The sequence below is a fragment of the Ideonella sp. genome (assembly GCF_041918995.1).
Taxonomy (GTDB): domain Bacteria; phylum Pseudomonadota; class Gammaproteobacteria; order Burkholderiales; family Burkholderiaceae_C; genus Ideonella.
Genome location: NZ_JAYRUN010000021.1, coordinates 49,202 through 74,016 on the forward strand (window position 1 = coordinate 49,202; position 24,815 = coordinate 74,016).

Annotated in this window: 28 protein-coding genes; 9 read left to right on the forward strand and 19 right to left on the reverse strand. The window is 72.1% G+C overall.

Going from position 1 to position 24,815, the window contains the following annotated elements; genetic code table 11:
* The first annotated feature begins 134 nt into the window (after nt 1–134).
* The 4 genes from ACE3UN_RS17010 to ACE3UN_RS17025 are packed head-to-tail and all read left to right on the forward strand — an operon-like array spanning nt 135 to nt 3,554.
* Nucleotides 135–431: an SCP2 sterol-binding domain-containing protein gene (locus ACE3UN_RS17010; protein WP_374676173.1), complete on the forward strand. Its 297-nt coding sequence runs from the start codon at nt 135–137 to the stop codon at nt 429–431.
* Nucleotides 428–859: a MerR family DNA-binding transcriptional regulator gene (locus tag ACE3UN_RS17015; protein ID WP_374676174.1), complete on the forward strand. Its 432-nt coding sequence runs from the start codon at nt 428–430 to the stop codon at nt 857–859. Before ACE3UN_RS17010 ends, ACE3UN_RS17015 begins: the two co-directional genes overlap by 4 nt.
* 19 nt (nt 860–878) lie before the next feature.
* Nucleotides 879–2,318 carry a coniferyl aldehyde dehydrogenase gene (locus ACE3UN_RS17020; protein ID WP_374676175.1) on the forward strand — a complete coding sequence of 480 codons (1,440 nt, stop codon included), beginning with the start codon at nt 879–881 and terminating at the stop codon, nt 2,316–2,318.
* Between the two features lie 24 nt (nt 2,319–2,342).
* A complete protein-coding gene (locus tag ACE3UN_RS17025; RefSeq protein ID WP_374676176.1) occupies nt 2,343–3,554 on the forward strand; it encodes an acetyl-CoA C-acetyltransferase in 1,212 nt (403 codons plus the stop codon).
* On the opposite strand, the gene ACE3UN_RS17030 is transcribed toward ACE3UN_RS17025, so the two are convergent.
* Nucleotides 3,538–4,305 (reverse strand): site-2 protease family protein, encoded by a 768-nt coding sequence (locus ACE3UN_RS17030; RefSeq protein ID WP_374676177.1) that lies wholly within the window; start codon nt 4,303–4,305, stop codon nt 3,538–3,540. The genes ACE3UN_RS17025 and ACE3UN_RS17030 overlap by 17 nt on opposite strands.
* 36 nt (nt 4,306–4,341) lie before the next feature.
* Between ACE3UN_RS17030 and ACE3UN_RS17035 the strand changes: the two genes are divergently transcribed.
* Nucleotides 4,342–5,109, forward strand: coding sequence for a heparan-alpha-glucosaminide N-acetyltransferase (locus ACE3UN_RS17035; RefSeq protein WP_374676178.1), 768 nt, complete (start codon nt 4,342–4,344; stop codon nt 5,107–5,109).
* 36 nt (nt 5,110–5,145) lie between these two features.
* Here the strand turns inward: ACE3UN_RS17035 and ACE3UN_RS17040 are convergent, their stop codons facing one another.
* Nucleotides 5,146–6,000: an HD-GYP domain-containing protein gene (locus ACE3UN_RS17040; RefSeq protein WP_374676179.1), complete on the reverse strand. Its 855-nt coding sequence runs from the start codon at nt 5,998–6,000 to the stop codon at nt 5,146–5,148.
* Nucleotides 6,001–6,120: 120 nt separating this feature from the next.
* Here ACE3UN_RS17040 and rlmB point away from each other — a divergent pair, with 120 nt between their 5' ends.
* The 4 genes from rlmB (at nt 6,121) to ACE3UN_RS17060 (ending at nt 8,795) form a co-directional block, all read left to right on the forward strand.
* Entirely contained in the window at nt 6,121–6,876 is a 756-nt protein-coding gene (rlmB, locus tag ACE3UN_RS17045) for a 23S rRNA (guanosine(2251)-2'-O)-methyltransferase RlmB (protein WP_374676180.1), read from the forward strand.
* A gap of 111 nt (nt 6,877–6,987) precedes the next feature.
* Nucleotides 6,988–7,749 carry an NAD-dependent protein deacylase gene (locus tag ACE3UN_RS17050; protein WP_374676181.1) on the forward strand — a complete coding sequence of 254 codons (762 nt, stop codon included), beginning with the start codon at nt 6,988–6,990 and terminating at the stop codon, nt 7,747–7,749.
* A 51-nt stretch (nt 7,750–7,800) separates the two neighbouring features.
* Complete coding sequence (gene upp / locus ACE3UN_RS17055) at nt 7,801–8,442, forward strand: uracil phosphoribosyltransferase (protein ID WP_374676182.1); 642 nt, start codon at nt 7,801–7,803, stop codon at nt 8,440–8,442.
* Complete coding sequence (locus ACE3UN_RS17060; protein WP_374676183.1) at nt 8,439–8,795, forward strand: hypothetical protein; 357 nt, start codon at nt 8,439–8,441, stop codon at nt 8,793–8,795. The genes upp and ACE3UN_RS17060 overlap by 4 nt, the downstream gene beginning before the upstream one ends.
* 66 nt (nt 8,796–8,861) lie before the next feature.
* Here ACE3UN_RS17060 and ACE3UN_RS17065 read toward each other — a convergent pair whose 3' ends face one another.
* From ACE3UN_RS17065 to ACE3UN_RS17145, 17 genes are all read right to left on the reverse strand, one after another.
* Nucleotides 8,862–10,994: a TonB-dependent siderophore receptor gene (locus ACE3UN_RS17065; RefSeq protein ID WP_374676184.1), complete on the reverse strand. Its 2,133-nt coding sequence runs from the start codon at nt 10,992–10,994 to the stop codon at nt 8,862–8,864.
* Between the two features lie 154 nt (nt 10,995–11,148).
* Nucleotides 11,149–11,670: a chromate transporter gene (locus ACE3UN_RS17070; protein ID WP_374676185.1), complete on the reverse strand. Its 522-nt coding sequence runs from the start codon at nt 11,668–11,670 to the stop codon at nt 11,149–11,151.
* Nucleotides 11,667–12,269 (reverse strand): chromate transporter, encoded by a 603-nt coding sequence (locus tag ACE3UN_RS17075; protein ID WP_374676186.1) that lies wholly within the window; start codon nt 12,267–12,269, stop codon nt 11,667–11,669. Before ACE3UN_RS17075 ends, ACE3UN_RS17070 begins: the two co-directional genes overlap by 4 nt.
* Complete coding sequence (locus ACE3UN_RS17080; protein ID WP_374676187.1) at nt 12,262–13,443, reverse strand: MFS transporter; 1,182 nt, start codon at nt 13,441–13,443, stop codon at nt 12,262–12,264. The genes ACE3UN_RS17075 and ACE3UN_RS17080 overlap by 8 nt, the downstream gene beginning before the upstream one ends.
* Nucleotides 13,444–13,478: 35 nt before the next feature.
* Entirely contained in the window at nt 13,479–14,486 is a 1,008-nt protein-coding gene (locus ACE3UN_RS17085) for a D-2-hydroxyacid dehydrogenase family protein (protein WP_374676188.1), read from the reverse strand.
* Between the two features lie 38 nt (nt 14,487–14,524).
* Entirely contained in the window at nt 14,525–14,947 is a 423-nt protein-coding gene (locus tag ACE3UN_RS17090; protein WP_374676189.1) for a hypothetical protein, read from the reverse strand.
* 34 nt (nt 14,948–14,981) lie between these two features.
* Nucleotides 14,982–15,473, reverse strand: a complete 492-nt coding sequence (locus ACE3UN_RS17095; RefSeq protein ID WP_374676190.1) for a hypothetical protein — start codon at nt 15,471–15,473, stop codon at nt 14,982–14,984.
* A gap of 93 nt (nt 15,474–15,566) precedes the next feature.
* Nucleotides 15,567–16,448 (reverse strand): cobalamin-binding protein, encoded by an 882-nt coding sequence (locus ACE3UN_RS17100; protein ID WP_374676191.1) that lies wholly within the window; start codon nt 16,446–16,448, stop codon nt 15,567–15,569.
* The gene (nth, locus tag ACE3UN_RS17105; protein ID WP_374676192.1) at nt 16,438–17,076 is read right to left on the reverse strand and encodes an endonuclease III; all 639 of its coding nucleotides are present in this window, start codon (nt 17,074–17,076) and stop codon (nt 16,438–16,440) included. Before nth ends, ACE3UN_RS17100 begins: the two co-directional genes overlap by 11 nt.
* 4 nt (nt 17,077–17,080) lie before the next feature.
* Entirely contained in the window at nt 17,081–17,779 is a 699-nt protein-coding gene (gene rsxB, locus ACE3UN_RS17110) for an electron transport complex subunit RsxB (RefSeq protein WP_374676193.1), read from the reverse strand.
* Between the two features lie 24 nt (nt 17,780–17,803).
* Complete coding sequence (locus ACE3UN_RS17115; RefSeq protein ID WP_374676194.1) at nt 17,804–18,562, reverse strand: substrate-binding periplasmic protein; 759 nt, start codon at nt 18,560–18,562, stop codon at nt 17,804–17,806.
* Between the two features lie 10 nt (nt 18,563–18,572).
* Complete coding sequence (locus ACE3UN_RS17120) at nt 18,573–19,928, reverse strand: diguanylate cyclase domain-containing protein (RefSeq protein ID WP_374676195.1); 1,356 nt, start codon at nt 19,926–19,928, stop codon at nt 18,573–18,575.
* Between the two features lie 6 nt (nt 19,929–19,934).
* Nucleotides 19,935–20,759, reverse strand: coding sequence for a substrate-binding periplasmic protein (locus ACE3UN_RS17125; RefSeq protein WP_374676196.1), 825 nt, complete (start codon nt 20,757–20,759; stop codon nt 19,935–19,937).
* A gap of 43 nt (nt 20,760–20,802) precedes the next feature.
* On the reverse strand, nt 20,803–22,119 hold the full coding sequence (locus tag ACE3UN_RS17130; RefSeq protein ID WP_374676197.1) for a polyhydroxyalkanoate depolymerase: 1,317 nt from the start codon (nt 22,117–22,119) through the stop codon (nt 20,803–20,805).
* Nucleotides 22,120–22,308: 189 nt separating this feature from the next.
* Nucleotides 22,309–22,974, reverse strand: coding sequence for a helix-turn-helix transcriptional regulator (locus ACE3UN_RS17135; RefSeq protein ID WP_374676198.1), 666 nt, complete (start codon nt 22,972–22,974; stop codon nt 22,309–22,311).
* Complete coding sequence (locus tag ACE3UN_RS17140; protein ID WP_374676199.1) at nt 22,971–24,233, reverse strand: MFS transporter; 1,263 nt, start codon at nt 24,231–24,233, stop codon at nt 22,971–22,973. The genes ACE3UN_RS17135 and ACE3UN_RS17140 overlap by 4 nt, the downstream gene beginning before the upstream one ends.
* A 102-nt stretch (nt 24,234–24,335) precedes the next feature.
* Nucleotides 24,336–24,815, reverse strand: a 480-nt coding sequence (locus ACE3UN_RS17145; protein ID WP_374676200.1) for an aminotransferase class I/II-fold pyridoxal phosphate-dependent enzyme, incomplete at its 5' end; no start/stop codon positions are given.

Consider the following 24,815-nt stretch of genomic DNA (forward strand, 5'->3'; position numbering starts at 1 on the left):
ACGAGTGGAGACCGGGGCAGGGTAACGTTAACGTCACCCAGCTGGCTAATAGGGAATTACGCTAGTGAGAGGGGGTGCGGTGCGACCCTACAGTGCCGCGCAGTGTTCAACCGTCTGAATTGGGGAGACGACCGATGGATCTGCAAGCCGCCACCAAGGTGATGCGCGAGAAGGTCGGCAGCGACTGCGGCCTGGGCACCACGCTCAAGTTCGACTGCGGCAGCGAGGGCGTGGTGTACGTCGACGGCGCCGCCACCCCCAACACCGTGAGCAACGAGGACAAGGAGGCCGCGTGCACCATCGCGCTCAGCCTCGATTCGCTCAGCCGCCTGCTGCTCAACGAGCTGGAGCCCACCACCGCCTTCATGATGGGCAAGCTCAAGGTCAGTGGCGACATGGGCGTGGCCCTCAAGCTGCAGCGGCTGCTTTGAACTGGTCGGCCCACGACGCGGTGGCTGCCCACCGCGACGATGGCGGTGCCGGCGAGCTGTTCGGCATCACCGAGCTGTGCCGCGAGTTCGGCATCTCGCTGCGCGCCATCCGCTTCTACGAGGACAAGGGCCTGCTGCACCCGCGGCGGGTGAACGGCACGCGCGTCTACACCCGGCGCGACCGTGCCCGCCTGGCGCTCATCCTGCGCGCCAAGGCCATTGGCACGCCGCTGGCCGAGATCAAGCACTACCTCGACCTGTACGGCACGCACGGCGAGGGCCGGGTGCAACAGATGCGCTACGCGCTGCAGCGCACCGATGCGGCCATCGCCGAGCTGGAGGCCAAGCGAGCGCACATCGACGCCACGCTGGCCGAGCTGCGCGTGATCAACGAGACTGTGCGGCGCGGCCTGGCCGACCGGCGCTGAGCTGCCCCAAGGAGCCCCGATGCACCCCACCGACCTGCCCGCGGGCGTGACCATTCCCGAGCGCCTGCAGGCCACCCTGGCTGCCCAGCGCGCGGCCTACCACGCGCACCCGGTGCCCACGCTCGGCGAGCGCCGGGCCGACCTGAACCGCCTGCAGGCCTTCCTGCGCGACCACCAGCATGCGCTGGCCGAGGCCATCAGCGCCGACTACGGCCACCGCTCCACGCACGAGACCCGCCTGGCCGAGCTGGTGCCTGCCATCGACGGCATAGACCATGTGCAAAAGCACCTGCGCCGCTGGATGCGACCGCAGCGCCGCGGGGTGGACTGGCTCACCTTCCCGCTGGCGCGCAACCGCGTCATTCCCCAGCCGCTGGGCGTGGTGGGCGTGATCGTGCCCTGGAACTTCCCCGTCAACCTGAGCTTCGTGCCGCTCACCTACATCTTCGCCGCGGGCAACCGGGCCATGGTGAAGATGAGCGAGAACTCGCGCCACCTGGCCGCGCTGCTGATCGAGAAGATCCCGGCCTACTTCCCGCCCGAGAAGCTGCAGTTCTTCGACGAGACCGGCGGCGTGGGCATCGAGTTCTCCAAGCTGCCCTTCGACCACCTGCTGTTCACCGGCTCGGGGCAGACCGGCCGGGCCGTGATGGCCGCGGCGGCGGCCAACCTGTGCCCCGTCACGCTGGAGCTGGGCGGCAAGGCGCCGGCCATCGTGGGCCCGGGCTTTCCGCTGCGCACGGCGGCCGAGCGCATCCTGTTCGTCAAGTGCCTGAACGCGGGCCAGATCTGCACCACCGTGGACCACGTCTTCGTGCCCGAGGCGCAGGTGGCCGAGTTCGTGCGGCTGTCGCAGGCCATCGTGCCGCCGCGCTTCGGGCGGCTGGCCTCGCCGGACTACACCTCCATCATCGACCAGCGATCGTTCGACCGCCTGGTGGCCGCGCTGGAGGAGGCGCGCGAACGCGGCGCCACGCTCGTCAACCTGCTGCCCGACGGCCCGGCCTGGGACTCCGCCACCCGCAAGATCGCGCCGCACCTCGTGCTGAACGCGCCCGAGGACACGGCGCTCATGCGGCGCGAGATCTTCGGCCCCATCCTGCCCGTCATCCCCTACCGCACGCTGGACGAGGTGATCGCGCGGGTGAACGCCGGCGACCGCCCGCTCGCGGTCTACCCCTTCAGCCGCGACGGCGGGTTCCTGCAGCAGGTGCTGGACCGCATCATGTCCGGCGGCGTGTCGGTCAACGACGCGCTGTTCCATGTGGCCCAGCACGACCTGCCGTTCGGCGGTGTGGGGCCGTCGGGCATGGGCCACTACCACGGCCGCGAGGGCTTCGACACCTTCTCCAAGCTGCGCCCGGTGTTCCACCAGGCGCCCGTCTCGGCCATGAAGTTCATCGGCCCGCCCTACGGCGGCTTCGCCGACCGGCTGCTGGCCTTCCTGATCGGGCGCTGACGCCCCCACCGTGCTGCTCGCCCCATGACCGACTCGTCCGCCTACGTCTTCGACCACCTGCGCACGCCCCGGGGGCGCGGCAAGAAGGACGGCCGCCTGCACCCCGCCACGCCGGTGTGGCTGCTGCGCACCCTGCTGCAGGCGCTGGCGCAGCGGCACGGCCTGGACACCGCCCTGGTGGACGACGTGGTGCTCGGCTGCGTCACCCCGGTGGGGGAGCAGGGCGGCGACATCGCCCGCACCGCCGTGCTGGATGCGGGCTGGGCGCAGTCGGTGGCGGGCGTCACGCTCAGCCGCTTCTGCGCGTCCGGCCTGGAGGCCGTGAACCTGGCCGCCGCCAAGGTGATGAGCGGCATGGAAGACCTGGTGGTGGCCGGCGGCGTGGAGAGCATGAGCCGCGTGCCCATGGGCAGCGACGGCGGCGCCTGGATCCAGGACCCCCGCATCACCGAGTCGCTCGGCATCGTGCCGCAGGGCATCGGCGCCGACCTCATCGCCACGCTCGAAGGCTGGGGCCGGGCGGAGCTGGATGCCTTCGCCGCGCGCTCGCACCAGCGCGCCGCCGCGGCCCGCGAGGCCGGGCGGTTCCGGCCGGCGCTGGTGCCGGTGCACGACCTGGACGGCAGCCTGCTGCTGGCCGAGGACGAGACCATCCGGCCCGGCACCACGGTGGAAACGCTGGCCGCGCTCAAGCCCAGTTTCGCGGCAATGGGTGACGCCGGCTTCGACGCGGTGGCGCTGCGGCGCTACCCCCAGGCGCGGCGCATCGAGCACCTGCACCACGCCGGCAACTCGTCGGGCATCGTCGATGGGGCCGCGCTGGTGCTGGTGGGCAGCGCCGCCGCGGGGCAGCGCATGGGCCTGAAGCCGCGGGCGCGCATCCGGGCCATGGCGGTGATCGGCTCCGAGCCCACCATCATGCTCACCGGCCCGGCGCCGGCCTGCCGCAAGGCGCTGGCCAAGGCGCGCATGACGGCGGCCGACGTCGACCTGTGGGAGATCAACGAGGCCTTCGCCTCGGTGCCGCTGAAGTGCGCGCGCGACCTCGGCCTGGACCTGGACCGCGTGAACGTGAACGGCGGCGCCATCGCCATGGGCCACCCGCTGGGCGCCACCGGCGCCATCCTGCTGGGCACCCTGCTCGACGAGCTGGAGCGGCGCGACCTGGCCACCGGCGGCATCACCCTGTGCGTGGGCGCCGGCATGGGCATCGCCACGGTCATCGAGCGGGTGTGAGCCCTGCCGGTGCCAGCTCGGTGGACGGGGTCGCCGCCCGCGTGGCCTCGACCAGGCCGTGCACCTCGTGCGACATCAGGCCCAGCCAGGCACACAGCAGCAGGTACAGCAGCGCGTAGCCCCAGCGCGTGGCCGGGCTGACGTCGTAGAAGCCGGCCGGCTGGTCCTCGGCCGCCCGGCCGCGCCAGCCGCGCCAGGCCTGGGGCAGGGCCAGCAGCGCCAGCAGCAGCAGCAGCGGGCTGTGCGTCCAGGCGAACAGCGCCAGCATCAGCGGCACGCCCAGCACCCACAGGCGCGGCGAGAGCACGCCGGTGATGCGCCCGCCGTCCAGCCACGGCACGGGCGCCAGGTTGATGAGGTTGATGAGAAAGCCCGCGTAGGCCACGGCCAACAGCCAGGGCGCCCCGGTGTCGCGTGCCGCCACGTAGGCCACCAGCGCCGCGGCCGAGCCCAGCAGCGGCCCGCCGAAGGCCACGAAGGCGTCGGTGCCGGCGTCCATCGGCCGGTCCTTCAGGGCCACCCAGGCGCCCACGAACGGCAGGAAGGTGGGCCAGCCCACGGCCAGCCCGCGGTGCCGGGCGGCGACGAAGTGGCCCATCTCATGGAGCAGCAGCAAGGCCACCAGGCCCACCGCGTAGCGCCAGCCGAACACCCAGGCGTACAGGCCCAGCGACAGCAGCATGCTGCCGCCGGACAGCAGCACCTTGCCCAGCTTGGCGCCCGACAGCGCCAGCATCAGCAGCTTGATCATCGTTGTATCCCCCCAGTGCGGTATTGTCGCGCCCGCATGACCGCCGCCCCTGCCCACGACCGCTTCGCCCGATTCGACCGGCTCGACGCCCTGCGCGGCGCGGCGATCGTGTGGATGGCGGTCTTCCACTTCTGCTACGACCTCAACTACTTCGGCTATTTCGAGCCGCGGCAACGGTTCCAGCTCGACCCCTTCTGGACGACGCAGCGCACCGCCATCGTCACGCTGTTCCTGCTGTGCGCGGGCATGGGCCAGGCCGTGGCGCTGCAGGCGGGACAGGGCTGGGCCCGCTTCTGGCGCCGCTGGGCGCAGGTGGCGGGGTGTGCCGTGCTGGTATCGCTCGGCTCGGCGCTGATGTTCCCGCGCAGCTGGATCAGCTTCGGCGTGCTGCATGGCATCGCCGTGATGTTGGTGGTGGTGCGCCTGGTGGCGCCGCCCCTGCTGGCGCGCGGCACGGCGGGCCGGGCAGCCCTGCTGGCGCTGGCGGGGCTGGCGCTGGTGCTGCCCCAGGTGGTGCAGGCGCCCTGGGCGGACAGCCGCTGGATGAACTGGACCGGCCTGGTCACGCGGCTGCCGGTGACCGAGGACTTCGTGCCCGTGCTGCCCTGGCTCGGGGTGGTGCTGGTGGGTGTGTGGCTGGCGGACCTGTGCGGCCGCCGCGCACCGGCGGTGCTGGCCGGGCCCCTGCCGGCCGGGTTGCAGCCACTGGCCACGCTGGGCCGCTGGTCGCTGAGCTTCTACATGCTGCACCAGCCGGTGCTCATCGGCGCCCTGTGGGCCTGGAAGGCGGCGACCGCCGGTTGAGCGGGGGGCGCGGGCAGACCGGCGCCTGCCGCGCGGTCAAGTCACGGGGGGCAGGGACAGCGGCGGAGCGCCCGGTGGGTGCGCCCGGACATGCAGGCTCAACGACAGCTGCTCGCGGCGGGCGAACTCGGTGAGCTGGCGGATCACTCCGGCCTCGAAGGTGTAGCCCGCCGGCAGCAGCATGACGCCGCGGCTGGACAGCAGGTCCTGCGCCAGCACCATGCCGGGTTGCAGCTGGCGCAAACCCAGCCGGTGGTCATCGACTTGGCGCCCGGAATCCTCATCCAGCACCCGCATCAGCGCCTGCACCGCCGCGGGGTCGTAGCGGCTGCCCGAGCCCACCCGCAGGTGGCGTCGCGCCAGCTCGGGCGGCATGGGGCGCTCGGCGCCGCTGCCCTGCAGCAGGCGGTCCCAGTCGCTGGCCACGGCGATCAAGCGCGCGCCGAGGCAGATCGCATCGCCCGCGAGGCCGTCGGGAAGGCCTTGTCCGTCCCAGTGCTCGTGGTGCTGCCGCACCATGCACGCCACGGGTGGCAGGTCCATCAGCGGCATCAGGGTGGTTTCTCCGGCGAGGGCGTGGCCCTGGCGGCCGGGCTGCCCCGGGCGCTCTGGGTGCGCCACGGCCCCGATGTCGTGCAGCAGGGCCCCGAGGTGGATGTCCCGCTGCGCCTCGGCGCCCAGGCCCAGCTGGGCGGCCATGCGGCGGGCGAGCCGGCCCACCCGGCGCGCGTGGCCGGCCACTGCCCACTCACGTGATTCCAGCAGGGCGACTAGGAGCTCCACCGTGCGCAGGAACGGGTCGGGCCACGCCCCGCAGGGCGGCGGCGGCGCGTCCGGGCGGACGGGGGCCGCGGCGGAGGTCGCGTCGCCGGGGCGGGGGGACTGGGGCACGGGAGACACTGGCCACCTCAAAATGATACTTGGGCCAATAGTATCATTTAAATCGGCAAGACTGAAACCTCGGGCGGACGGGTCCGCGGCGTCGCGCACGGTGGCTGGTACGCTCGGCCCATGGCCCACCGCATCCTGTTCGGCTTCCATGCCGTCACCGTCCGCCTGAAGACGGCCCCCACCTCCATCCACGAGGTCCATGTCGACACCACCCGCCGCGACGCCCGCATGCGCGGCTTCGTCGAGCGCGTGAAGGAGGCCGGCCTGCGGCTGATCGACAGCGACGACACGCGCCTGTCCAAGCTCGCCGGCAACCCGCGCCACCAGGGCGTCGTGGCCCGCGTGGACCCGCTGCCCGCCACCCACTCGCTGGACGAGGTGCTGGAAGGCGTGGAAGCCGCCCGGGAAGACCCGCCGCTGGTGCTGGCGCTGGACGGCGTGACCGACCCGCACAACCTGGGCGCGTGCCTGCGCGTGGCCGACGGCGCCGGCGCGCATGCCGTGATCGCGCCGAAGGACCACGCGGTGGGCCTGAACGCCACGGTGGCCAAGGTGGCCTCGGGGGCGGCCGAGACGGTGCCCTACCTGATGGTGACCAATCTCGCGCGCAGCCTGAACGAGATGAAGGAGCGCGGCCTCCGCATCATCGGCACCAGCGACGACGCCGAGGCCACGCTCTACGACGTGGACCTGAGCGGCCCCGTGGCCCTGGTGCTGGGCGCCGAAGGCAAGGGCATGCGCCAGCTCACGCGCACCACCTGTGACCAGCTGGTGAGCATCCCCATGGCCGGCGCGGTGGAGAGCCTGAACGTGTCGGTGGCCGCGGGCGTGTGCCTGTACGAGGCGCGCCGCCAACGCCGGGCCCGGTCCACCTGATCATCCGCCGTTCGGCCCGAGCCCACGCCTGCCGTTCGGCCTGAGCCCGTCGAAGGCCCCTCTCAGCCACACCCCATCCGTTCGGCCTGAGCCTGTCGAAGGCCCCTCGCCATGTCCCTGACCGAGCACATCGAACTCGAGGAGCTCCAGTCCCGCCTCCATCGCGCCCGCCGCCTGGTGGTGCTCACCGGGGCGGGCATGTCCGCCGAAAGCGGCATCCCCACCTTCCGTGACGCCATGACCGGCCTGTGGTCGCGCGTCGATCCCGCGGCGCTGGCGAGCGAAGAGGGCTTCCGCGCCGACACGGCACGCGTGTGGGCCTGGTACGCCGAGCGGCGCGAGGGCGTGCGGCAGGCCGAGCCCAACGCCGGCCACCGCGCGCTGGCCGACTACGCCCGCCGCCACCCCGGGCGGCTGACGGTCATCACCCAGAACGTGGACGACCTGCACCAGCGTGCCGGCCACACCGACACCATCCGCCTGCACGGCGACATCCTGGCCGACCAGTGGCTCGACCCCTGCCCACGCCGCGGCGGGCCGCCCTGCGACACGGACTGGGCCCGCCCCGGCCAGCCGCCGCACTGCAACGAATGCGGCAACCTGGTGCGCCCGGCGGTGGTGTGGTTCGGCGAGAACCTGCCGCTGGCCGCCCTGAACGCCGCGGAAGCGGCCGCCGACGCGGCCGAGCTGATGCTGGTGGTGGGCACCTCCGGCGCCGTCTGGCCCGCCGCCGGCCTGGCCGCCCGCGCCCGCCGCGCGGGGGCCTGGGTGGCCATCGTCAACCCGCACCCCAGCGAGATCGACGGCGACGCCGACCAGATCGTGCGCGGCACCGCGGCCGGGGTGCTGCCGGTGCTGCTGGCGGCGGGCTGAGGCTCACTACACTGGCTGCCTTGCTGACCGCAGCCCACACCCGGTTATCCCATGCCCACCATCGCCGTCACCCACCCCCTCGTGCGCCACAAGATCGGCCTGCTGCGCGAGGCGGACATCTCCACCAAGAAGTTCCGCGAGCTCACCGGCGAGCTCGCGCGCCTGCTGGCCTATGAGGCCACGGCGGACTTCCCCCTCGCACCCGTCACCATCAGCTGCTGGAGCGGCCCCACCGAGGTGGAGCAGATCGCCGGCCGCAAGGTGACGGTGGTGCCCATCCTGCGGGCCGGGCTGGGCATGCTGGAAGGCGTGCTCGACATGGTGCCCAACGCCAAGGTGAGCGTGGTGGGCCTGGCACGCAACCACGACACGCTGCAGCCCGAGCACTACTTCGAGAAGTTCGTGGGCCACCTGGAGCAGCGCACCGCGCTGATCATCGACCCCATGCTGGCCACGGCCGGCTCGATGATCGCCACGGTGGACCTGCTCAAGCGCCGCGGCTGCAAGGACATCCGCGCGCTGGTGCTGGTGGCCGCGCCCGAGGGCATCGCCGCGCTGGACAAGGCCCACCCCGACGTGCGCTGCTGGACGGCCGCCATCGACAGCCACCTGGACGCCAACGGCTACATCATCCCGGGCCTGGGCGACGCGGGGGACAAGATCTTCGGCACCAAGGACGAGAGCACCGTATGAGCCGCCTGCACGCGCCGCGCCTGGGCGGCGCCGTGGCCGTGGCCGGTGCCGTGCTGCTGGCCGGCTGCACCCAGGAGCAGCAGAACCAGATCAAGCGCGACATCCAGAACTGGACCGGCACCGACGGCGTGCTGGAGGTCTACGCCGGCCACCAGGTGGTCAAGCGCTTCCTGCGGATCGACAAGCTCTCCACCGCACTCGGCACCAGTGACGGCGGCACGCCGCGCAGCTACCGCTACGGCTACGGCGTATTGGACGAGAACCTCAACGGCCAGGTGGACGAGGGCGAGAAGCGCGTGTATTTCGAGGTGGGCGACTTCAACGCCTACGTGTTCTTCGAGAACCCGCGGTAGCCGGCGAACGCATGAAGGCGCCGGCAGGCACAGAGCCCGCCGGCGCCTTGTGCTGCGCCCCTGGGATCAGAACTTGTAGTTCACCGACACCGTGGCGTTGCGCGGCGCCCCATAGATCGCGCCATCGTAGGCCAAGCCACCGATGTACTTCTTGTCCAACAGGTTGTTGACATTCAGGCGCACCGTGCTGCGGTCCGTCACGTCGTAGGCGACGTAACCGTGGGCCAGCAGGAAGGCGTCCTGCTTGACCAGGCCGTTGCGCGTGGTCACATCCGACTGCCAGCGGGCGGCTACCCCGGCCTTCAGCGCGGGCAGCGCGGAGAAGGCCGCGTCGTAGCGGACGTTGACCACGGTGCGGGGAATCCACGGGTTGTCCACGCCGTCGGGAGTGGAGATGTCCAGCCGTGTGAAGCCCATGGCCACCTTGTCGTGGCGGCCCAGCTTGCCAACCACTTCCAACTCGACGCCCTTGGATTTCACGTCTTTGGCAACGTAGTAGTACTGCCCGCTGCGAGGATGGTCAGGATCGGTATGCTGGCCCGCCTCCTCGGCCTGCCCCAATGCCTCGGCGCTGAACACGGACAGGGTCGTCAGCAACTGCTGGTTCAGCCATTCAGCCTTGACCCCCGCTTCGACGTTGACACCCTGGACCGGATCAAGCACCCGGCCGTCGAAATCGCGCTGCTCTTGGTTCAGAAAGATGTCGGAGTACGACGCGTAGGCCAAGACTTCCGGCGTGACGTCATAGGTGACACCGACATAGGGACTGACCTCGGACAGCGTCGAGTCACCCAGATCGCCCGAGGTGCCGTAGCGCGAACTGCCCAGTCGGCGCAACTCGATGGCGTTCAAGCCGCCCACGATCTTCAGCGCGTCGGTCAACCTGAGATGGGCGGCCGCATAGAACCGCGTCAACGTCTGCTCGCCGGTGGATTCGGCTTCCCGCGGTCCCCACACGGGCTCCGGATAGACGTCGCCGTCGTACGGGAACGACGGCAGACCGGGCCAGCTGTAGTCCAGGGGCAATCTGAAGACATCGGTCACCGTCTTCTGCTTGGAGTGGCTCAGACCGGCAATCACTGTGTGCTTGCGGCCGAAGGCGCGGAAGGAACCGGTCAGGTTCGCGTCGACCAGGTTGTTTTCGGTGGTCGTGTAGCTCGCGTACGGCCAGGCCGACAGGCCGGTCCCGTCCGGGTTGAGGCCAGCCCCCGTGGCGCTGTAGGCGTAAAGCAGGCGGGTCTCTTCCTCGGCCCGGGTGTGGGAGTACGTGAGCTTCGCTTCCCAGTCGGCGCCCAGCGCGTGGCTGTACTCGATGAACGCGCTGTCGGACTTCGTGTCCCAGCGCGTCCAGTCCTGTGACGTGGAGGCGGACGCGTCGAAGTCGGCCTGCGTACCGTCGGTATACCAAAGCGTCAGGGAGCCCCACATCGGGGACTGCTGCTTGTGGTTGAGGTGAGTCAGACCGATCGTCAACACGCCGTTGTCCCCGATCTGCCCGTCGGCGACCGCGTAAAGGCTGGTGCGCTCGTCGTGGAGCGCGCGCAGGTGGGAGCCTTTGTCGTCATGGGCCACGACCACTCGGCCGGCCCAGGCGCCGTCCTCGGTCAGTACCTTGTTGACGTCGGCGGTGGCCCGCACGGCGTCGTACGAGCCGCCGGCCACGGCGATCTCGCCAAAGTCCTTGTTGGTGGGGCGCTTGCGCACGTAGTTGATCGTGCCGGATGCGTTGCCCACGCCCGTGAGCAGACCGTTCGCGCCGCGGATGAGCTCGATGCGGTCGAACAGAAACGTGTCCTGCTGGCCAACCACCGTGCCCCAGCTGTTGGACATGCCGAGGCCATCGATCTGGGTGAGTTGCACATCGAAGCCGCGAGAGTTGAACGTGGCGCGGTTCGTTTCGTACTGCTCAACGTTGATGCCGGTGGCCAGGCGAAGCGCGTCGTTGGAGCCCGTGACGCCGTAGTTCTCCAGGTCCTCCCTGTCCAGCGTGCTAATCGACTGGGGAGTGTCCTTGATGGCCAGCGGCAGCCCGGTGGCGCCCTTGGAGATGCGGTTCTGCCGCTTGCCCACCACCTCGATGGTCTGGGTGGGGGCGGTGTCGGCCTGCGTCGCATCCTGCGCTTGGGCGGGCGTGAGGGTGGGGCCGAGGGCGGCGCAGGCGGCAAGGGCGCAGGCGCTGCGCGCAAAGGTGTTCTTCATGGGGACTGCGTGGGTTGGGTGGGTCGGCCGTGCCGGCGGCGCACGAAGGCCGCGGCAACGTCTGATCACACTCTACACGCAAATGCGAACGGTTCGCGTTAGCATTCAAGAGACATGATGTGCCGCAAGGCGCGTCGTCGCATTCCGGCCACAGCTACACGCCCCCGATCGCCCCCGCCAGCCCACCCAGCGCCAACAGCCACAGTGGGTTCCAGCGCGTGCGCCACGCCACCAGGGCGCTGGCCAGGAACAGCGCCACGGCCGGCGGCTCGCGCATCACCGGTGCCGCCAGCAGCAGGCCGGACGTGAGCACCAGGCCGAGCGTGACCGGCGCCATGCCGCGCACGAAGGCGCGCACGGGCAGGCTGTCGCGCCGGCGCTGGCCCCAGCGCGTGAGCAGCAGCGTCAGCGCCGTGCTGGGCAGCAGCATGCCGCCCATGCCGGCCAGCGCACCCGGCAGCCCCAGGGCCTGGTAGCCCACCACGGCCACGAACAGCAGGTTCGGCCCCGGCGCCGCCTGGGCCAGGGCCACCGCACCGGTGAACTGGCCGGCGTCCAGCCAGCCGTGTTCCACCACCACCACGCGCTGCAGGTCGGGCACGGTGGCGATCGCCCCGCCGATGGCCAGCAGGCTCAGCAGCAGGCAGTGCCCGAACAGCGCCAGCAGGTCGGTCATCGTCCGCCCCCATCGGCCGCGGTGCGCCGCAGGCGCCAGGCGGTGAGCGCGCAGCTGAGCCCGCCCACGCCGGCGATCACGGCCACCAGGGGCCAGCGCCACACCGCCACCGTCAGCAGCACGGCAGCCGACACCGCCACCCAGCCGGCACGGCCCAGGGGATGGCCGGCCAGCGTGGGCACGAGCTTGAGGCCCATGGCGAAGATGAGGCCGGCCGACACGATGCCCATGCCGCGCACGGCGCCGGCCACGGCCGGCACGTCGGCCAGCTGGCCATGCACGGCGGCCATGACGAGCACCAGCGCCATCGGCAGCACCAGCATGCCGGCCAGTGCCGCCAGCGCGCCGCGCAGGCCGAAGTACCGGTCGCCCACCATGAGCGACAGGTTCACCACGTTGGGCCCCGGCAGCACCTGGCCCACCGACAGCGCCTCGGCGAACTCCTCCCGCGTCAGCCAGCCCAGGCGTTCCACCAGCTCGCGCTGGGCGATGGGCAGCACGCCGCCGAAGCCCTGCAGGGCCAGGCGGCTGAAGGCCAGGAAGAGATCCGTGCAGCCGGCCGGCGCCGGCCGCGCCGGGGCAGCCGCCCCGTCAGCCACGCAAGCGGCCGTCCTGCGCGGCCGGCGATCGCAGGGAGGTGTCGCGCTGCAGTGCCCGGCCGGCCCAGCGGCTGAGCAGCCAGGCCGCCACCAGCCAGCCCAGCGCCACCGCGTGCAGCCAGGCGAAGGTGGCGCGGCCGGCGGCCTCGTTGGCCGCCATCATGGCGCCGCCCCCGGCCGCACCGAGCGCCTGGCCCAGGTAGATGGCCGAGGTGTTCAGCGCCATCAGCGCCGGGGCCAGGGCCGGCGCGGCGCCACCGAGCCGCGCCTGCTGCGCCGAGTTCGAGGCGAAGCCGCCCAGCGCCCACGGCAGCAGGATCAGCCCCAGCAGCAGCGGCGACGTGCCCAGCGGCCACAGCAGCACGGACGCCATGATGGCGGCCAGCGACAGGCCGACCGCGCGGCCCGCGCCCAGCCGGTCGACGTGGTGCGAGAGCAGCACGTTGCCCAGCAGGCCGAAGGCGCCGAACCACATGAACAAGGCGCTGATCGTGGCGGGCTCCGCCTGCAGCACCTGGCGGTAGTAGGGCGCGAAGTAGGCGAAGAGCGTGAACTGCCCGGCGCCGCCCAGGGCGGTGACCCCCACCACGGCCATCAGGCCCGGGTGGGTGAGGGCCTCGCGCCAGGCCCGGAAGTTCATGGCCGGTGGGCGGATGCCGTCGGGCAGCGCCCGCCATACCCACACGGCGGCGCCCGCCGACAGCGCCGCCACCAGGCCGAAGGCCCAGCGCCAGCCGAAGGCCTCGCCGATGTAGCTGTGCAGCGGCATGCCGAACACCGAGGCCACGCTCCAGCCCAGGAAGATGAAGGTGATGGCCCGGCCGCGCTGCTCGGGTGGCGCCAGCCAGCCCACCGCGGCCGCGGCCTGCGGCGTGAAGACGGCGGCGGCCAGCATGCAGGCCGCGCGCAGCGGCAGCAGGGCCGTGTAGTCGGCAGCGACGGCGCTCACGGCGTGCCCGAGGGCATACCAGGCGAGCGCCAGAGTGAGCAGCCGCCGCCGGTCCATGCCACCCAGCCAGGCGGCCAGCAGGGGCGCGCCGAGCGACATCACGATGGCCGCCGCGGTGATGAGCTGGCCGCCCACGGCGACGCTGACCTCCAGCGCCCGCGTCAGGTCGTTCAGCGACCCGGCCACCACCATCACGCCGCAGCCGATGGCGAAATTGCCGAACAACAACGAATAGGACGCCGTCCCTCGCCCGTCCGGGCTCACCGCAGGACCTTCAGCGCATCCGGGTTGACGATGTTCGTCGGCTGGCCGTTGACGAAGTTGACGACGTTGTCGAAGGCGGCGCCGAAGTACATCTCGTAGCTGTCCTGCTCGACGTAGCCGATGTGCGGCGTGCACACGGCGTTCTCCAGGCGCAGCAGGGGGTGGCCCTGCAGGATGGGCTCGTTCTCGAACACGTCCACCGCCGCCATGCCGGGGCGGCCGCGGTTCAGGGCCGCCACGAGGGCGGCGTCTTCCACCAGCTCCGCACGGGAGGTGTTGACGAACAGCGCCGTCGTCTTCATGCGGCCGAGATCGGCCAGCGTGACGACGTGGCGGGTACGGTCCGACAGGCGCAGGTGCACCGACAGCACGTCGCTCTGCTCGAAGAGCTGTTCCTGCGAATCGAACACCGCATAACCGTCCTGGCGGGCGCGCTCGCGAGACCCGTCGCTGGCCCAGATGCGCACGTCCATGCCGAAGGCGCGGCCGTAGCCCGCCACCAGCTCGCCGAGCTTGCCGTAGCCCCAGATGCCGAGCACCTTGCCCCGCAGCACCATGCCGATGCTGAAGTTGGGCGGCATGGACTGCGACTTGAGCCCCGACTGCTGCCAGGCGCCGTGCTTGAGGTTGCCGATGTACTGGGGCAGCCGCCGCATGGCCGCCATGATCAGCGCCCAGGTGAGCTCGGCCGGGGCGTGCGGCGAGCCCACGCCCTCGGCCACGGCGATGCCCAGCCGGGTGCAGGCGTCCACGTCGATGTGGGGACCGACGCGCCCGGTCTGCGCGATGAGCCGCAGCTTGGGCAGCTTCTCGAGCAACTGGCGGTTGAACTGCGTGCGCTCGCGGATGGCCACGAGCACCTCGGCATCACGCAGGCGGATGGACAGCTGTCCCAGGCCCTTGACGGTGTTCGTGAACACCTTGGCGTTCAGGTCCTGCAGCCGGGACGCGCACTTCAGTTTGCGGACGGCGTCCTGATAGTCGTCGAGGATGATGATGTTCACGCCCCGATTGTGCATCGGGGGGCGCGGCCATCAGGGGCTCAGGCCCAGCCGGCGGCGTGTCGCGGGGCGGACGGCAGCAGCGCGTCCCAGGGCACCGGCAGGGTGGGCGGCAGGCTGGCGTCGGGCTCGAAGCCAAAGGCCTCGGGGAAGATGCGGTCCAGCGTGCGGTACAGCTCGGCGCGCAGGCCGCGGTGGCGGTGCTCGTCGCTGCTCAGCGCGCTGAGCACGGGGCCGCGCAGCAGCCACAGCTCCAGCGGGTCATCGGCCCGCCGCACCTGCTGGCGCAGCCAGTCGCCCTTGCGGCCTTCCAGCGGCTCGGTGGCGCGCAGGAAGATGAGCTTCATGTCCACGAAGGCGCGGCGGGCGGCCAGGCGGGCAGCGCGGTCCTGCGGCAGGCCGATGCCGGCCGGCGCGTGGTCGGTCATGGGGCCGGCCACCGTGTCGTCGAAAGGCTGTGTCATCGCAGGGGAGGGTAGAAGAAGGGAAGGACGGGTCTCAATGCGGCTCGCCGGCAGGGGCCGGCGCGGGGGCAGGGGCGGGGGCGGCCCCCGTGGCGGGCCGCGCCGAACTCGGGAAATGGAGGTTGACCAGGCCCATGCGCCGGTCCGCCTCGGCCTGGCTGCGGTGCCGGGCGACCACGCCGTACAGCTCGGCGCGCAGGTGCCACAGCTCGCGCAGCGAGCGGGCGCTGCGCCCGCGCCGGCGCAGGTCCACGGCGTCGTCCGCCGGGATGTCGTCCAGCGCCGCGGCGAACGCCACGCGCGCCAGCTCCAGCGAGCGCTGGACGCCCTGGGCGGGCGCGTCGGCGTCGCGCAGCCAGGACCACAGCGAGCGCCACACGGGCTCGGCCTGGCCCCATGGGCTGGGCGGGATGACGGTGGTGCGCACGGGCAGCTCGCTGGCACGCGCGGCGCGCCCCGGCCACCAGCGGCGCCACAGGCGCGACGGGTTCATGCCGTGGACATCGGAACGAACGGGCTCGAACATGAGACAAATTGTTCGACGCGCCACCCGGCCCAGAAGGCGGGAAAAGCCGGCGCCCGGCGGCCCAGTTCGTGGCCGTGGGCGGGCGGCAGCAGGTCAGCGTGCCGCGTCGATGGCGCGGCACAGGGACTGCGCGCCCTGCACGAAGCGCGGCCCCATGCGGCCGATGAGGTCGCCATCGAGCAGGGCGAACCGGCCTTCCCGCACCGCCTCCACTGCCGGGAACCGCGGCCACTGGCCCATGTCGGGGTGGTCGGAAGGGGCGCCGGCCAGCGCGATCACCTGCGGGTTGCGCTGCACGGCGGCCTCCCAGCTGACCGTGGGCGTGAGGGCCGGCAGCTCGGCGAACACGTTGACGCCGCCGCAGGCGGTGATGGCCTGGTGGATCAGGTGGTCGCGGTTGATCGTCATGAGCGGCTGGTGCCACAGCTGGTAGAACACCCGCACCGGCGGCTTGCCGGCGTGGGCCTGCTGCAGGGCACGCCACTGGGCCTCGACCTGCGCGGCCTGGGCCTGGGCGGTCGCGGCATGCCCGGTCAGCACGCCCAGGCGCCGCAGGCTGTGCGCGATGTCCGCCACGCTGCGGATCTCGCTGTCGTACACCGGCACGCCCAGCGCCCGCAGCGGCGCGCGGGCCCGCTCCGGGAAGCCGCTGCGCCACACCACCACCAGGTCGGGACGCAGGCGGGCGATCTGCTCGTGCTGCACGGCCACCGCATCGCCGACGATGGGCAGCTGCCGCGCTGCCTCGGGGAAGTCGCTGTAGCGGCTGACGCCCACCACCTGCGCGCCGGCCCCTGCGGCAAAGGCCAGCTCGGTGAGATGCGGGCCGAGCGTGACGACGCGGCGTGCCGGCGCGGGCAGGGTGATGGTGCGCCCGCTGTCGTCCACCACGCTCACCGGCTGGGCGGGGGCCCCCACGGCGGCGGCCCCCAGCGCGCACGCCACCAGCCAGGCGCGCAGGCGGTCAGACCGCATCGGTCTTGGCCTCGAATTCGCACCAGGGCCGCACGCGGCAGGCTCCGCAGCGCGGGCGCCGCGCCTGGCAGATGTAGCGGCCATGCAGGATGAGCCAGTGGTGCGCGTCCACGCGGTAGGCGTCGGGCACGCAGCGCAGCAGGGCCTGCTCCACCGCCAGCGGGCTGGCGCCACGGGCCAGCCCGGTGCGGTTGCTCACGCGGAAGATGTGCGTGTCCACCGCCATGGTGGGCTCGCCGAACGCCACGTTGAGCACGACGTTGGCCGTCTTGCGGCCCACGCCGGGCAGGGCCTCCAGGGCTTCGCGGTCGCGCGGCACCTCGCCGCCATGACGCTCCACGAGCAGCTGGCAGGTCTGCACCAGATGACGTGCCTTGGTGCGGTACAGCCCGATGGTGCGGATCTGCGCTGCGACACCGTCCTCGCCCAGTGCCAGCATGGCCTGCGGGGTCGGTGCGGCGGCGAACAGGGCCCGGGTGGCCTTGTTCACGCTGGCATCCGTGGCCTGCGCGGACAGCAGCACCGCGGCCAGCAGCTCGAACACGCTGGTGAAGGCCAGCTCGGTTTCCGGGTGGGGGTTGGCCTCGCGCAGGGTGGCGAACAGGCGCTCGATGCGGTCCGGTGCCACGGCGTCAGCGGTCCTCGGCGGCACACCGCGCCCGGGCGCGCGCCAGGGCCGCCTCGATCACCTGGCGCTTGCGGTCGATGACGGCGGGGTCGGTGTGGCGCGTGTGCTGCGGCAGGTCGGCCAGCTTCATGGCGGCCTTGGCCGCCAGGCGGTCATCGTGCTCGCGCTGTTCGCGTGCCAGGCGCGCCCGGCGGAAGGCGTAGCGCTCGCGCGCCCAGTCGGCCTGCCCTGGGCTCCAGGCGGCCCAGCCGGTGGCCGCGCCGGTCACGGTCGCCAGGCGGATGCAGTCCACCGGGCAGGCGGGCAGGCACAGCTCGCAGCCGGTGCACTCGGCCTCGATCACGGTGTGCATGCGCTTGTGGGTGCCCACGATGCAATCGGCCGGGCAGGCCTTGATGCACAGCGTGCAGCCGATGCACCAGGCCTCGTCGATGATGGCCACGGCACGCGGGCCCTCGGTGCCGTGCGCCGGGTCCAGAGGCTGCCCCGGCTGGCCGGTGATCGCCGCCAGGCGCACGATGCCCTCGGCGCCGCCCGGCGGGCAACGGTTGATCGGCGCCTCGCCGGCGGCGATGGCGTCGGCGTAGGCACGGCAGTCAGGGTGGCCGCAACGGGTGCACTGGGTCTGCGGCAGGGCGGCGTCCACGCGGCGCGCCAGCTCGGCGCGGTCCGCGGCCGCCGGCGTCGGGGGCGTCGGCTTCACCCGCGTGATTATCCCGCCGCCGCGTCAGCGACGCCGTTGCATCAGCCGAGCCACCGTGCCGTCCTGCCTGAGCTGCTCGAAGGCCGCCCGCGCGCGCGCCACGACAGCGTCGTCCGTGCCCCGGCTGAAGGCCATGTAGATGCCGGTGCTCATCTCGTCCAGCGTCAGCACGCGCTGCAGGCGCGCCGGGTCCACGCCGGCCTCGCGGCAGAAGCGCTCCATGTCGGTTTCCGGCAGGGGCAGCAGGTCCACCCGACGGTCCAGCAGCATGCGCAGGGAGTCGCTGTTGCGCGCCGAGATCACCAGCCGGCTGAACCCGCGCGACTGCAGGTACTGGTGGCGCACGTCATCGCGCATCACGCCGATCGTGTACGGGCGGGCGTCGTCCAGGCGGCGCACGTCCACGTCGGTGCGGGCGCGCAGCTTGTAGAGGTGGTAGTCGATGCGCAGGAACTCGCCCGCCCACTTGAAGAGCTCCTCGCGGGCAGGCGTGCGGGCGATCAGGTAGATCAGCGTGTTCGGTTCCTGCAGCGCCATGTCGTAGGAACGCGCCCACGGGTACAGGCCGATGCGGTAGTCGGCGAGGCCGGCGCGCCGCAGGCTGGCCTCGACGATCTCGGTGGCGGGGCCGCCCACCTTGCCGCCGGCCAGGTAGGTGTAGGACGACTCCTCCGTCACAGCCTGGATGCGCGGCGGCTTGCCCGGCGGGGTGCCGTCGGCGGCGACGGCCTCCGGGGTGTGGAGCGACGCACAGAGCAGGGCGAAGGAAAGCAGGCCTCGCATGCGGTTCTCCTCAGTCGGCCACCTGGTGGCGGCCGTTGTCCTTGGCGCGGTACAGCGCCTGGTCGGCGCGCGACAGCAGCTGGTCGAAGCGGTCCATGGTCTCGGGGTCGAACTCCGCGGCGCCCACGCTCATGGTGACGTGGTTGGCGGTGGCCACGCCCTGGTGCGGCAGCGCCTGCTCCTGCAGGCGGCGTAGCAGGCGCTCCGCGGCCTGGCGCGCACGCGGCAGGTCCACGCCGGGCAGCAGGACGACGAATTCCTCGCCGCCCAGGCGCGCCACCAGCTCACCGGCGCGGGCGAAGTTGTCGCGCAGCACGCGCGCGATGGCCATCAGGCACTGGTCGCCGGCCGCATGGCCGTAGACGTCGTTGTAGTGCTTGAAGTGGTCCACGTCGCACATCAGCACCGACAGCGGCTGGCCGGTGCGCTGGGCACGCCGGAACTCGAGTTCCTTGGTCTCGTCGAAGTGCCGCCGGTTGGCCAGGCCGGTGAGGGGGTCGCTGCGCGACAGGTCCTCCAGGCGCTGGTTGGCGGCCACCAGCTCGGCCGTCTGCTCAGCCACCAGCTCGGCCAGGCGGTCGCGGTGGGCGGCCAGGTCCTGCTCGAAGCGCTGCTGGCGGTCCAGGTAGCGCGACAGCTTGTCCTGCAGGTCGTTGACGCCCGACTCGAGCAGGTCCAGTTCATCGCCCGCGTTGCGCCGCCGCCCCAGGCGCAACGGCTGGCTCAGGCGGGCGGGTGTCAGGCGGCCGAGGTGGCGCGCCACTTCCCGCACGTGCACCGTGACCGACCGGTTGAACATCCACATCACCAGGCCCGCCAGCAGCAGGGTCTGGATCGCCTGGGTGAGCACGATGCTCGCGGCCTCGTCGCGCAGGCGATGCCACAGCACCCGCTCGTCGCCGATGATGACCAGCTCGCCCAGGCGGTTGACGGCGCCGGGGTAGGGCTCGTAGTTGAGCTCGCGGCGCAGCGTGGGCGCGAGCGTGGTGCCCTGCGCCGGGGCGCGGCCCGCGCGCTGCACCTGGGTGGGCAGGGGAGGCTGGTCCACCCGCAGCTCGATGGCGCCCACGGCCGGCACGTTGGCCGCGCTGTCCAGCTGGGTACGCACGGAGTCGCGGTCCATCTCCCACACGGCCTTGGCCAGCGTGCGCTGGAACACCTGGTCGATGAGACCCAGCTCGGTGGTCATGGCGTCCACATGGGTGCGCCAGGCGGACCACATGCGCACCCCCACGGCCACCACCGTGAAGACCAGGCCGAACACCAGCGTGGCCAGCACCATGCGCCGCGCCAGCGAGCCGCGCCTGGGCCTGGGCACCGGCGCGGCCTCGGGCCACACGGAATCGAGCTGGGGCGCGCTGTTCATGGGAGCTCAGAGCCAGCGGCGGCGGATGTCGTCGTAGACGCCGTTGCGGCGGATGTGCTCCAGGCTGCGGCGCAGGCGCTCCAGGACGGCGTCCGAGGTGCGCACGCTCAGGGCCATGTAGACGCCGCCGCTGCTGCCCACGTCCGGCAGGTCGAGCACCTTGACGATGGCGGTGCCCGGGCGCCCACCCGCCTGTCGGATGTGCCAGGCGGCGTTCAGCTCGTTGGAGATCCACAGGTCCACCCGCCCGAGCAGCAGCTTCTCGTGGTTGAACTCGTAGCGGTTGCTGGACTGCAGCTGGCGGCCGATGACGAAGCCCTTCTGCACCAGGTACTGCTCGCCCACGTCCTCGTTGACCGTGGCGATCTGGTAGCCGCGGGCGTCGTCCAGCGTGTGCAGCACGATGCCGCGGTCGGCGCGGGCGTACAGGGCCCACTGGGTGGGGGCGATGGCGCCGACCCACTTGAACAGCTTCTCGCGCTGCGGCGTGCGCGCGATGGAGTAGATCAGCACGTTCTCGCCGCTTTGCGCCATCTCGTAGGCGCGGGCCCACGGCAGCGACTGGAACGGGGCCTCGATGCCGGCGTCCTTCAGCACCGCCTGGACCACCTCGGTGCTCATGCCGGTGAGGCGGCCGTCGCGCGTCATGTTGTACGGCGGCAGCTCCTCCGTCACCACCTGCAGGGCCGGCGTGGCGGCCTGGGCCGGTGTGGACAGCGACGCGCCGAGCACGCACGCCGCCAGACCGGCGATCCACGCGACGGTCAGCAGGCCCAGCGTGCGCCGGACAGGGCGGTGAGGGCGGCCAGGCGGGCCGCGGAGGTCGGGCATGGTCGGTATATCGACCATGCCGGGCGGGAGTTGAGGTCCGGCCTCAGCTGCGCCGACGGGCAGGCGCCCGGCGCGCCCCCCGCGCCGCGGGCGCCGCAAGCAGCTCCTGGCCGGCCGCCTCCCGGTCGAAGCGGGCGATGAACGCGCGCAGCTCCGGGTAGACCTTCTCGCGCCAGCGGCGGCCCGAGAAGATGCCGTAGTGGCCAGCGCCTTCCACGTCGTAGTGGAACTGGCGGTCCTTGGGGATGCCGGTGCACAGGCCGTGGGCGGCACGCGTCTGGCCAGCGCCGGAGATGTCGTCCAGCTCGCCTTCGACCGTCAGCAGGGCGCTCGTGCGGATGTCCTGCGGCCGCACCAGCTGGTCGCGCACGTGCCAGGTGCCATTGACCAGGGCGAAGTCCTGGAACACGGTCTTGATGGTGTCCAGGTAGTACTCGGCCGGCATGTCCAGCACCGCGTTGTACTCGTCGTAGAACTTGCGGTGCGCCTCGGCCGAGTCGTCGTCGCCGCGGATCAGGTCGCGGAAGTAGTCGTAGTGCGAGTTCAGGTGCCGGTCGGGGTTCATCGCCACGAAGCCGGTGTGCTGCAGGAAACCGGGGTAGACGCGCCGGCCGGCGCCGGGGAAATGCGGCGGGACCCGGTAGATCACGTTGTTCTCGAACCAGCTGTGGCTCTTGTTCATCGCGAGGTTGTTCACCGCCGTCGGCGATTTCCGCGCGTCGATGGGGCCGCCCATCATCGTGAGGGTGCGGGGGGTGAACTCACCCCGGGTGGCCAGCAGCGACACCGCCGCCAGCACCGGCACCGTGGGCTGGCACACCGAGATCACGTGGACCTCGGGGCCGATGTGCCGGATGAACTCCTGCACGTATTCGACATAGTCGTCCAGGTGGAAGGGGCCGGCGTCCAGCGGCACCATGCGCGCATCCGTCCAGTCGGTGATGAACACCTTGTGGTCCTGCAGCAGGCTCCTGACGGTGTCGCGCAGCAGGGTGGAGTGGTGGCCCGACAAGGGCGCCACCACCAGCACCGTGGGCTGCGCCTTCATGTCAGTCAGCGCGCGCGCGTCGTCGGTGAACCGCTTGAAGCGGATCAAGCGGCAGAACGGCCTGTCCACCGCCACCTGTTCCTGCACCGCCACGTCGACATCGTCCACGCGCACGCTCTGGATGCCGAACTCCGGCTTCTCGTAGTCCTTGGCCAGGCGGTGCGCCAGGTCCAGGCCCGCGGCCAGTCGGTACGACAGGGGCGTGTGCGCGAACGGCGACAGGGGATGGCTGTACAGCTTCGCGGACGCACTGGCGAATTCGGCGAAAGGCGCCATCAGGGCACGTTGGGTTTCGTACAGCTGATACAGCATGGAAGGCTCCGGCAGAGGGCGTTGGCGGCAGGCAGGTGGCGTGCCGTCCAGGGACACCCGGCATGAAACAAGCGGTGTCGGTATTGTGCACTGCAACATTGACGCGTGGCCTACGTGCAAACACGGTTCGCCCGATTGGACGCGGCCGGGCGGCCGGGCGCCGCCGGAAAAGCCGGGGCAGCGCCCCGCTTATGGCCCCGCCGCCTGCGCCGGGCGCACGTGGTAGGTGCAGCGTCGTGCGCCGGCCAACAGGTGCTCGCTGCGCTCCACGCGGGCATGCGGGGCCAGCAGCCGCTGGAACAGGGCCAGCTCCGAGCGACAGAAGCCCTGGCACGCGCTGGCCGCCGCGCAGATGGGGCAGTGGTCCTCTACCAGCAGCCAGCCGCCCGCGCCGTCGTCCTCGGCCCGCGCCATGTAGCCCTCCTCATGGCGCAGCGCGGCCAGGGCACGGACCCGCTCTGCCAGGGTGGCGCAGCGGTCCAGTGCCTGGCGGTACGCCGCCTCGGCCTCCACCTCGCGCGCCGTGACCAGCCGGTCCAACCCTTCGTCGCCCCATTGCGCGCGCAGGTGGCCCAGCAACTGCACCAGCAGGTCGCCGTGGCGGTCCGGGAAGCGGCCATGACCGGCGGGCGTGAGCCGCCAGACCCGACGCGGGCGTCCGACCCCCTGCGGCTCGTCGTGCCAGGCGACCAGCCCCTCGGCGACCAGTGCCTGCAGCCGCTTGTGCGCGCCCATGGGGCTGAGCGCACAGGCGGCCGCCAGCGTGGCCGTGGCCTGCGGGCCGCGGCTCTTCAGCTGGAACAGCAGGCGGTCGGCGGTGCGCTCCGCAGCCGACGGGCCCGGCGCGGCGGTCATGCGCGCTGTCCCTCGGGCGGGCGTGTGCCGGCGCGGGCCAGCGCCGCGAGACTGAGGGCCGCGGCGAGGGCGCAGCCGGCTCCCACCGCCATCACCCAGCGCACCTCCCACAGCGACAGGGCGCCGCCCGCCACGGCGGTGAGCACGTTCGCCAGGCAGAACAGCGTGGTCAGCAAGCCCATCACGCGCCCCTGGCCGTGCGCGCTGAAGCGCTGGGACACCCACGCCGGCAGGAAGGCGTTGTAGACGGCCAGCGGCAGGCCCAGCGCCACCAGCGCCACCAGGCCGGCGGGTGCCGGCAGCAGGGCCAGCCCCAGCAGGCCGAGGCTCGCGGCGCCGGCGGCGGCTGCCGCCGTGCCGAGCGGCTGGTGCGAGGGCAGCCGCCCGGCGAGCGCGGTCCCGGCCAGCATGGCGGCACATTGCGCCGCCGTGATCCAGGCGATGCCGGTGCTGGTGAACCCCGCTTCGGTGACGCACCACAGCGGCGCGTACTCGTACAGCGCCGTGACGCCGCAGGTATAGAGCAACTGCAGGCCCGCCAGCCGACGCAGGGCCGCGTCGTGCAGCAGCGGGCCGAGGGTGGAGCGCCCGCCCGACGGCACGCAGGTGCGGCCCGGGGCCGCCGTGGCGGGCTGGCCGCCGGGCACGGCCCAGCGCACCAGGGCGGCGCAGGGGAGCATGGCGGCCGCGGCCAGCACGAACGGCACCGCGTCGCCCTGGGCCAGGCTGAGGCCGCCCACCAAGGGCCCCACCAGCCAGCCACCGTACTGGCAGGCATTGAGCCAGGCGAAGGCCCGCACGCGCGTCGCCTCGCCGTGGTGGTCGGCCAGCAGCGCCCGGGCCACGGCGATGTTCCCTTCGGTCAGCCCGGTGAGGAAACGGGCGGCGACGAACAGCGGGTACTGTCGCTCGGCCAGCGCCCAGGCCGTCAGCAGGTTGCCCGCGGCGCAGGCCAGCAGCGTGGTGACGAGCACGCGCCGGCGGCCCAGGCGGTCGGACAGCGGACCCAGCACCAGGCTGCCCAGCAGGATGCCCGCCGGGTTGGCCGCCAGCGCCAGCCCGAGCAGCCATTCGGGGGCCATGCCGCCGTAGCGCGTGAAGCCGTCGGCCGGCCCGTCCACGAAGAGTGGCGCCAGGATGGGGTAGGGCATGGCCATGCCCACCGTGCACAGCAAGGTGACGGCGCACACGGCCAGCAGCAGGCCGGCGGAGCGTTGGGGGGCGACGGGGTGGGGCCCGGCGGACACGGCGGATGTCATGCGACGCAGTGTCGGCCATTTATCAACCGTAAGTTGATAAACCAGGCCACGAAAAGGGGCCTTCCGGCCCCTCGTCGGGTGAGCACGCGCCTTCCGGCCGCGTCACATCACCTTGGCGATGCTGTCGGCCACGTAGCCGATGTTCTTGTCGTTCAGCGCCGCGACACAGATGCGACCCGAGTCCACCCCGTACACGCCGAACTCGCTGCGCAGGCGCTCCATCTGGGGCTTGCTGAGGCCGGAGTAGCTGAACATGCCACGCTGGGTCGTGATGAAGGACAGGTCCTTGCTCACGCCCGCGGCCTTCAGCTTGTCCACCAGCGCGGTGCGCATCGCCTTGATGCGGTTGCGCATGCCGGCCAGCTCCTGTTCCCACTGCTGGCGCAGGGCCGGGGTGGTCAACACGGTGGCCACCACCTGGGCGCCGTGGGTGGGCGGGTTGGAGTAGTTGGTGCGGATGACGATCTTCAGCTGAGACAACACGCGGCTGGCTTCTTCCTTGCTCTCGCACACCACGGACAGCGCACCCACGCGCTCGCCGTACAGGGAGAAGCTCTTGGAGAAGGACGTGGAGTCGAAGAA

Bases quoted from the DNA above. Each gene is read 5' to 3' on its own strand.
- ACE3UN_RS17010 (WP_374676173.1), top strand. From the start codon at position 135: ATGGATCTGCAAGCCGCCACCAAGGTGATGCGCGAGAAGGTCGGCAGC.
- ACE3UN_RS17020 (WP_374676175.1), top strand. From the start codon at position 879: ATGCACCCCACCGACCTGCCCGCGGGCGTGACCATTCCCGAGCGCCTG.
- ACE3UN_RS17025 (WP_374676176.1), top strand. From the start codon at position 2,343: ATGACCGACTCGTCCGCCTACGTCTTCGACCACCTGCGCACGCCCCGG.
- ACE3UN_RS17030 (WP_374676177.1), bottom strand. From the start codon at position 4,305: ATGATCAAGCTGCTGATGCTGGCGCTGTCGGGCGCCAAGCTGGGCAAG.
- ACE3UN_RS17035 (WP_374676178.1), top strand. From the start codon at position 4,342: ATGACCGCCGCCCCTGCCCACGACCGCTTCGCCCGATTCGACCGGCTC.
- rlmB (WP_374676180.1), top strand. From the start codon at position 6,121: ATGGCCCACCGCATCCTGTTCGGCTTCCATGCCGTCACCGTCCGCCTG.
- ACE3UN_RS17050 (WP_374676181.1), top strand. From the start codon at position 6,988: ATGTCCCTGACCGAGCACATCGAACTCGAGGAGCTCCAGTCCCGCCTC.
- upp (WP_374676182.1), top strand. From the start codon at position 7,801: ATGCCCACCATCGCCGTCACCCACCCCCTCGTGCGCCACAAGATCGGC.
- ACE3UN_RS17060 (WP_374676183.1), top strand. From the start codon at position 8,439: ATGAGCCGCCTGCACGCGCCGCGCCTGGGCGGCGCCGTGGCCGTGGCC.
- ACE3UN_RS17065 (WP_374676184.1), bottom strand. From the start codon at position 10,994: ATGAAGAACACCTTTGCGCGCAGCGCCTGCGCCCTTGCCGCCTGCGCC.
- ACE3UN_RS17070 (WP_374676185.1), bottom strand. From the start codon at position 11,670: ATGACCGACCTGCTGGCGCTGTTCGGGCACTGCCTGCTGCTGAGCCTG.
- ACE3UN_RS17090 (WP_374676189.1), bottom strand. From the start codon at position 14,947: ATGACACAGCCTTTCGACGACACGGTGGCCGGCCCCATGACCGACCAC.
- ACE3UN_RS17095 (WP_374676190.1), bottom strand. From the start codon at position 15,473: ATGTTCGAGCCCGTTCGTTCCGATGTCCACGGCATGAACCCGTCGCGC.
- ACE3UN_RS17100 (WP_374676191.1), bottom strand. From the start codon at position 16,448: ATGCGGTCTGACCGCCTGCGCGCCTGGCTGGTGGCGTGCGCGCTGGGG.
- ACE3UN_RS17115 (WP_374676194.1), bottom strand. From the start codon at position 18,562: ATGCGAGGCCTGCTTTCCTTCGCCCTGCTCTGTGCGTCGCTCCACACC.
- ACE3UN_RS17120 (WP_374676195.1), bottom strand. From the start codon at position 19,928: ATGAACAGCGCGCCCCAGCTCGATTCCGTGTGGCCCGAGGCCGCGCCG.
- ACE3UN_RS17125 (WP_374676196.1), bottom strand. From the start codon at position 20,759: ATGCCCGACCTCCGCGGCCCGCCTGGCCGCCCTCACCGCCCTGTCCGG.
- ACE3UN_RS17130 (WP_374676197.1), bottom strand. From the start codon at position 22,119: ATGCTGTATCAGCTGTACGAAACCCAACGTGCCCTGATGGCGCCTTTC.
- ACE3UN_RS17135 (WP_374676198.1), bottom strand. From the start codon at position 22,974: ATGACCGCCGCGCCGGGCCCGTCGGCTGCGGAGCGCACCGCCGACCGC.
- ACE3UN_RS17140 (WP_374676199.1), bottom strand. From the start codon at position 24,233: ATGACATCCGCCGTGTCCGCCGGGCCCCACCCCGTCGCCCCCCAACGC.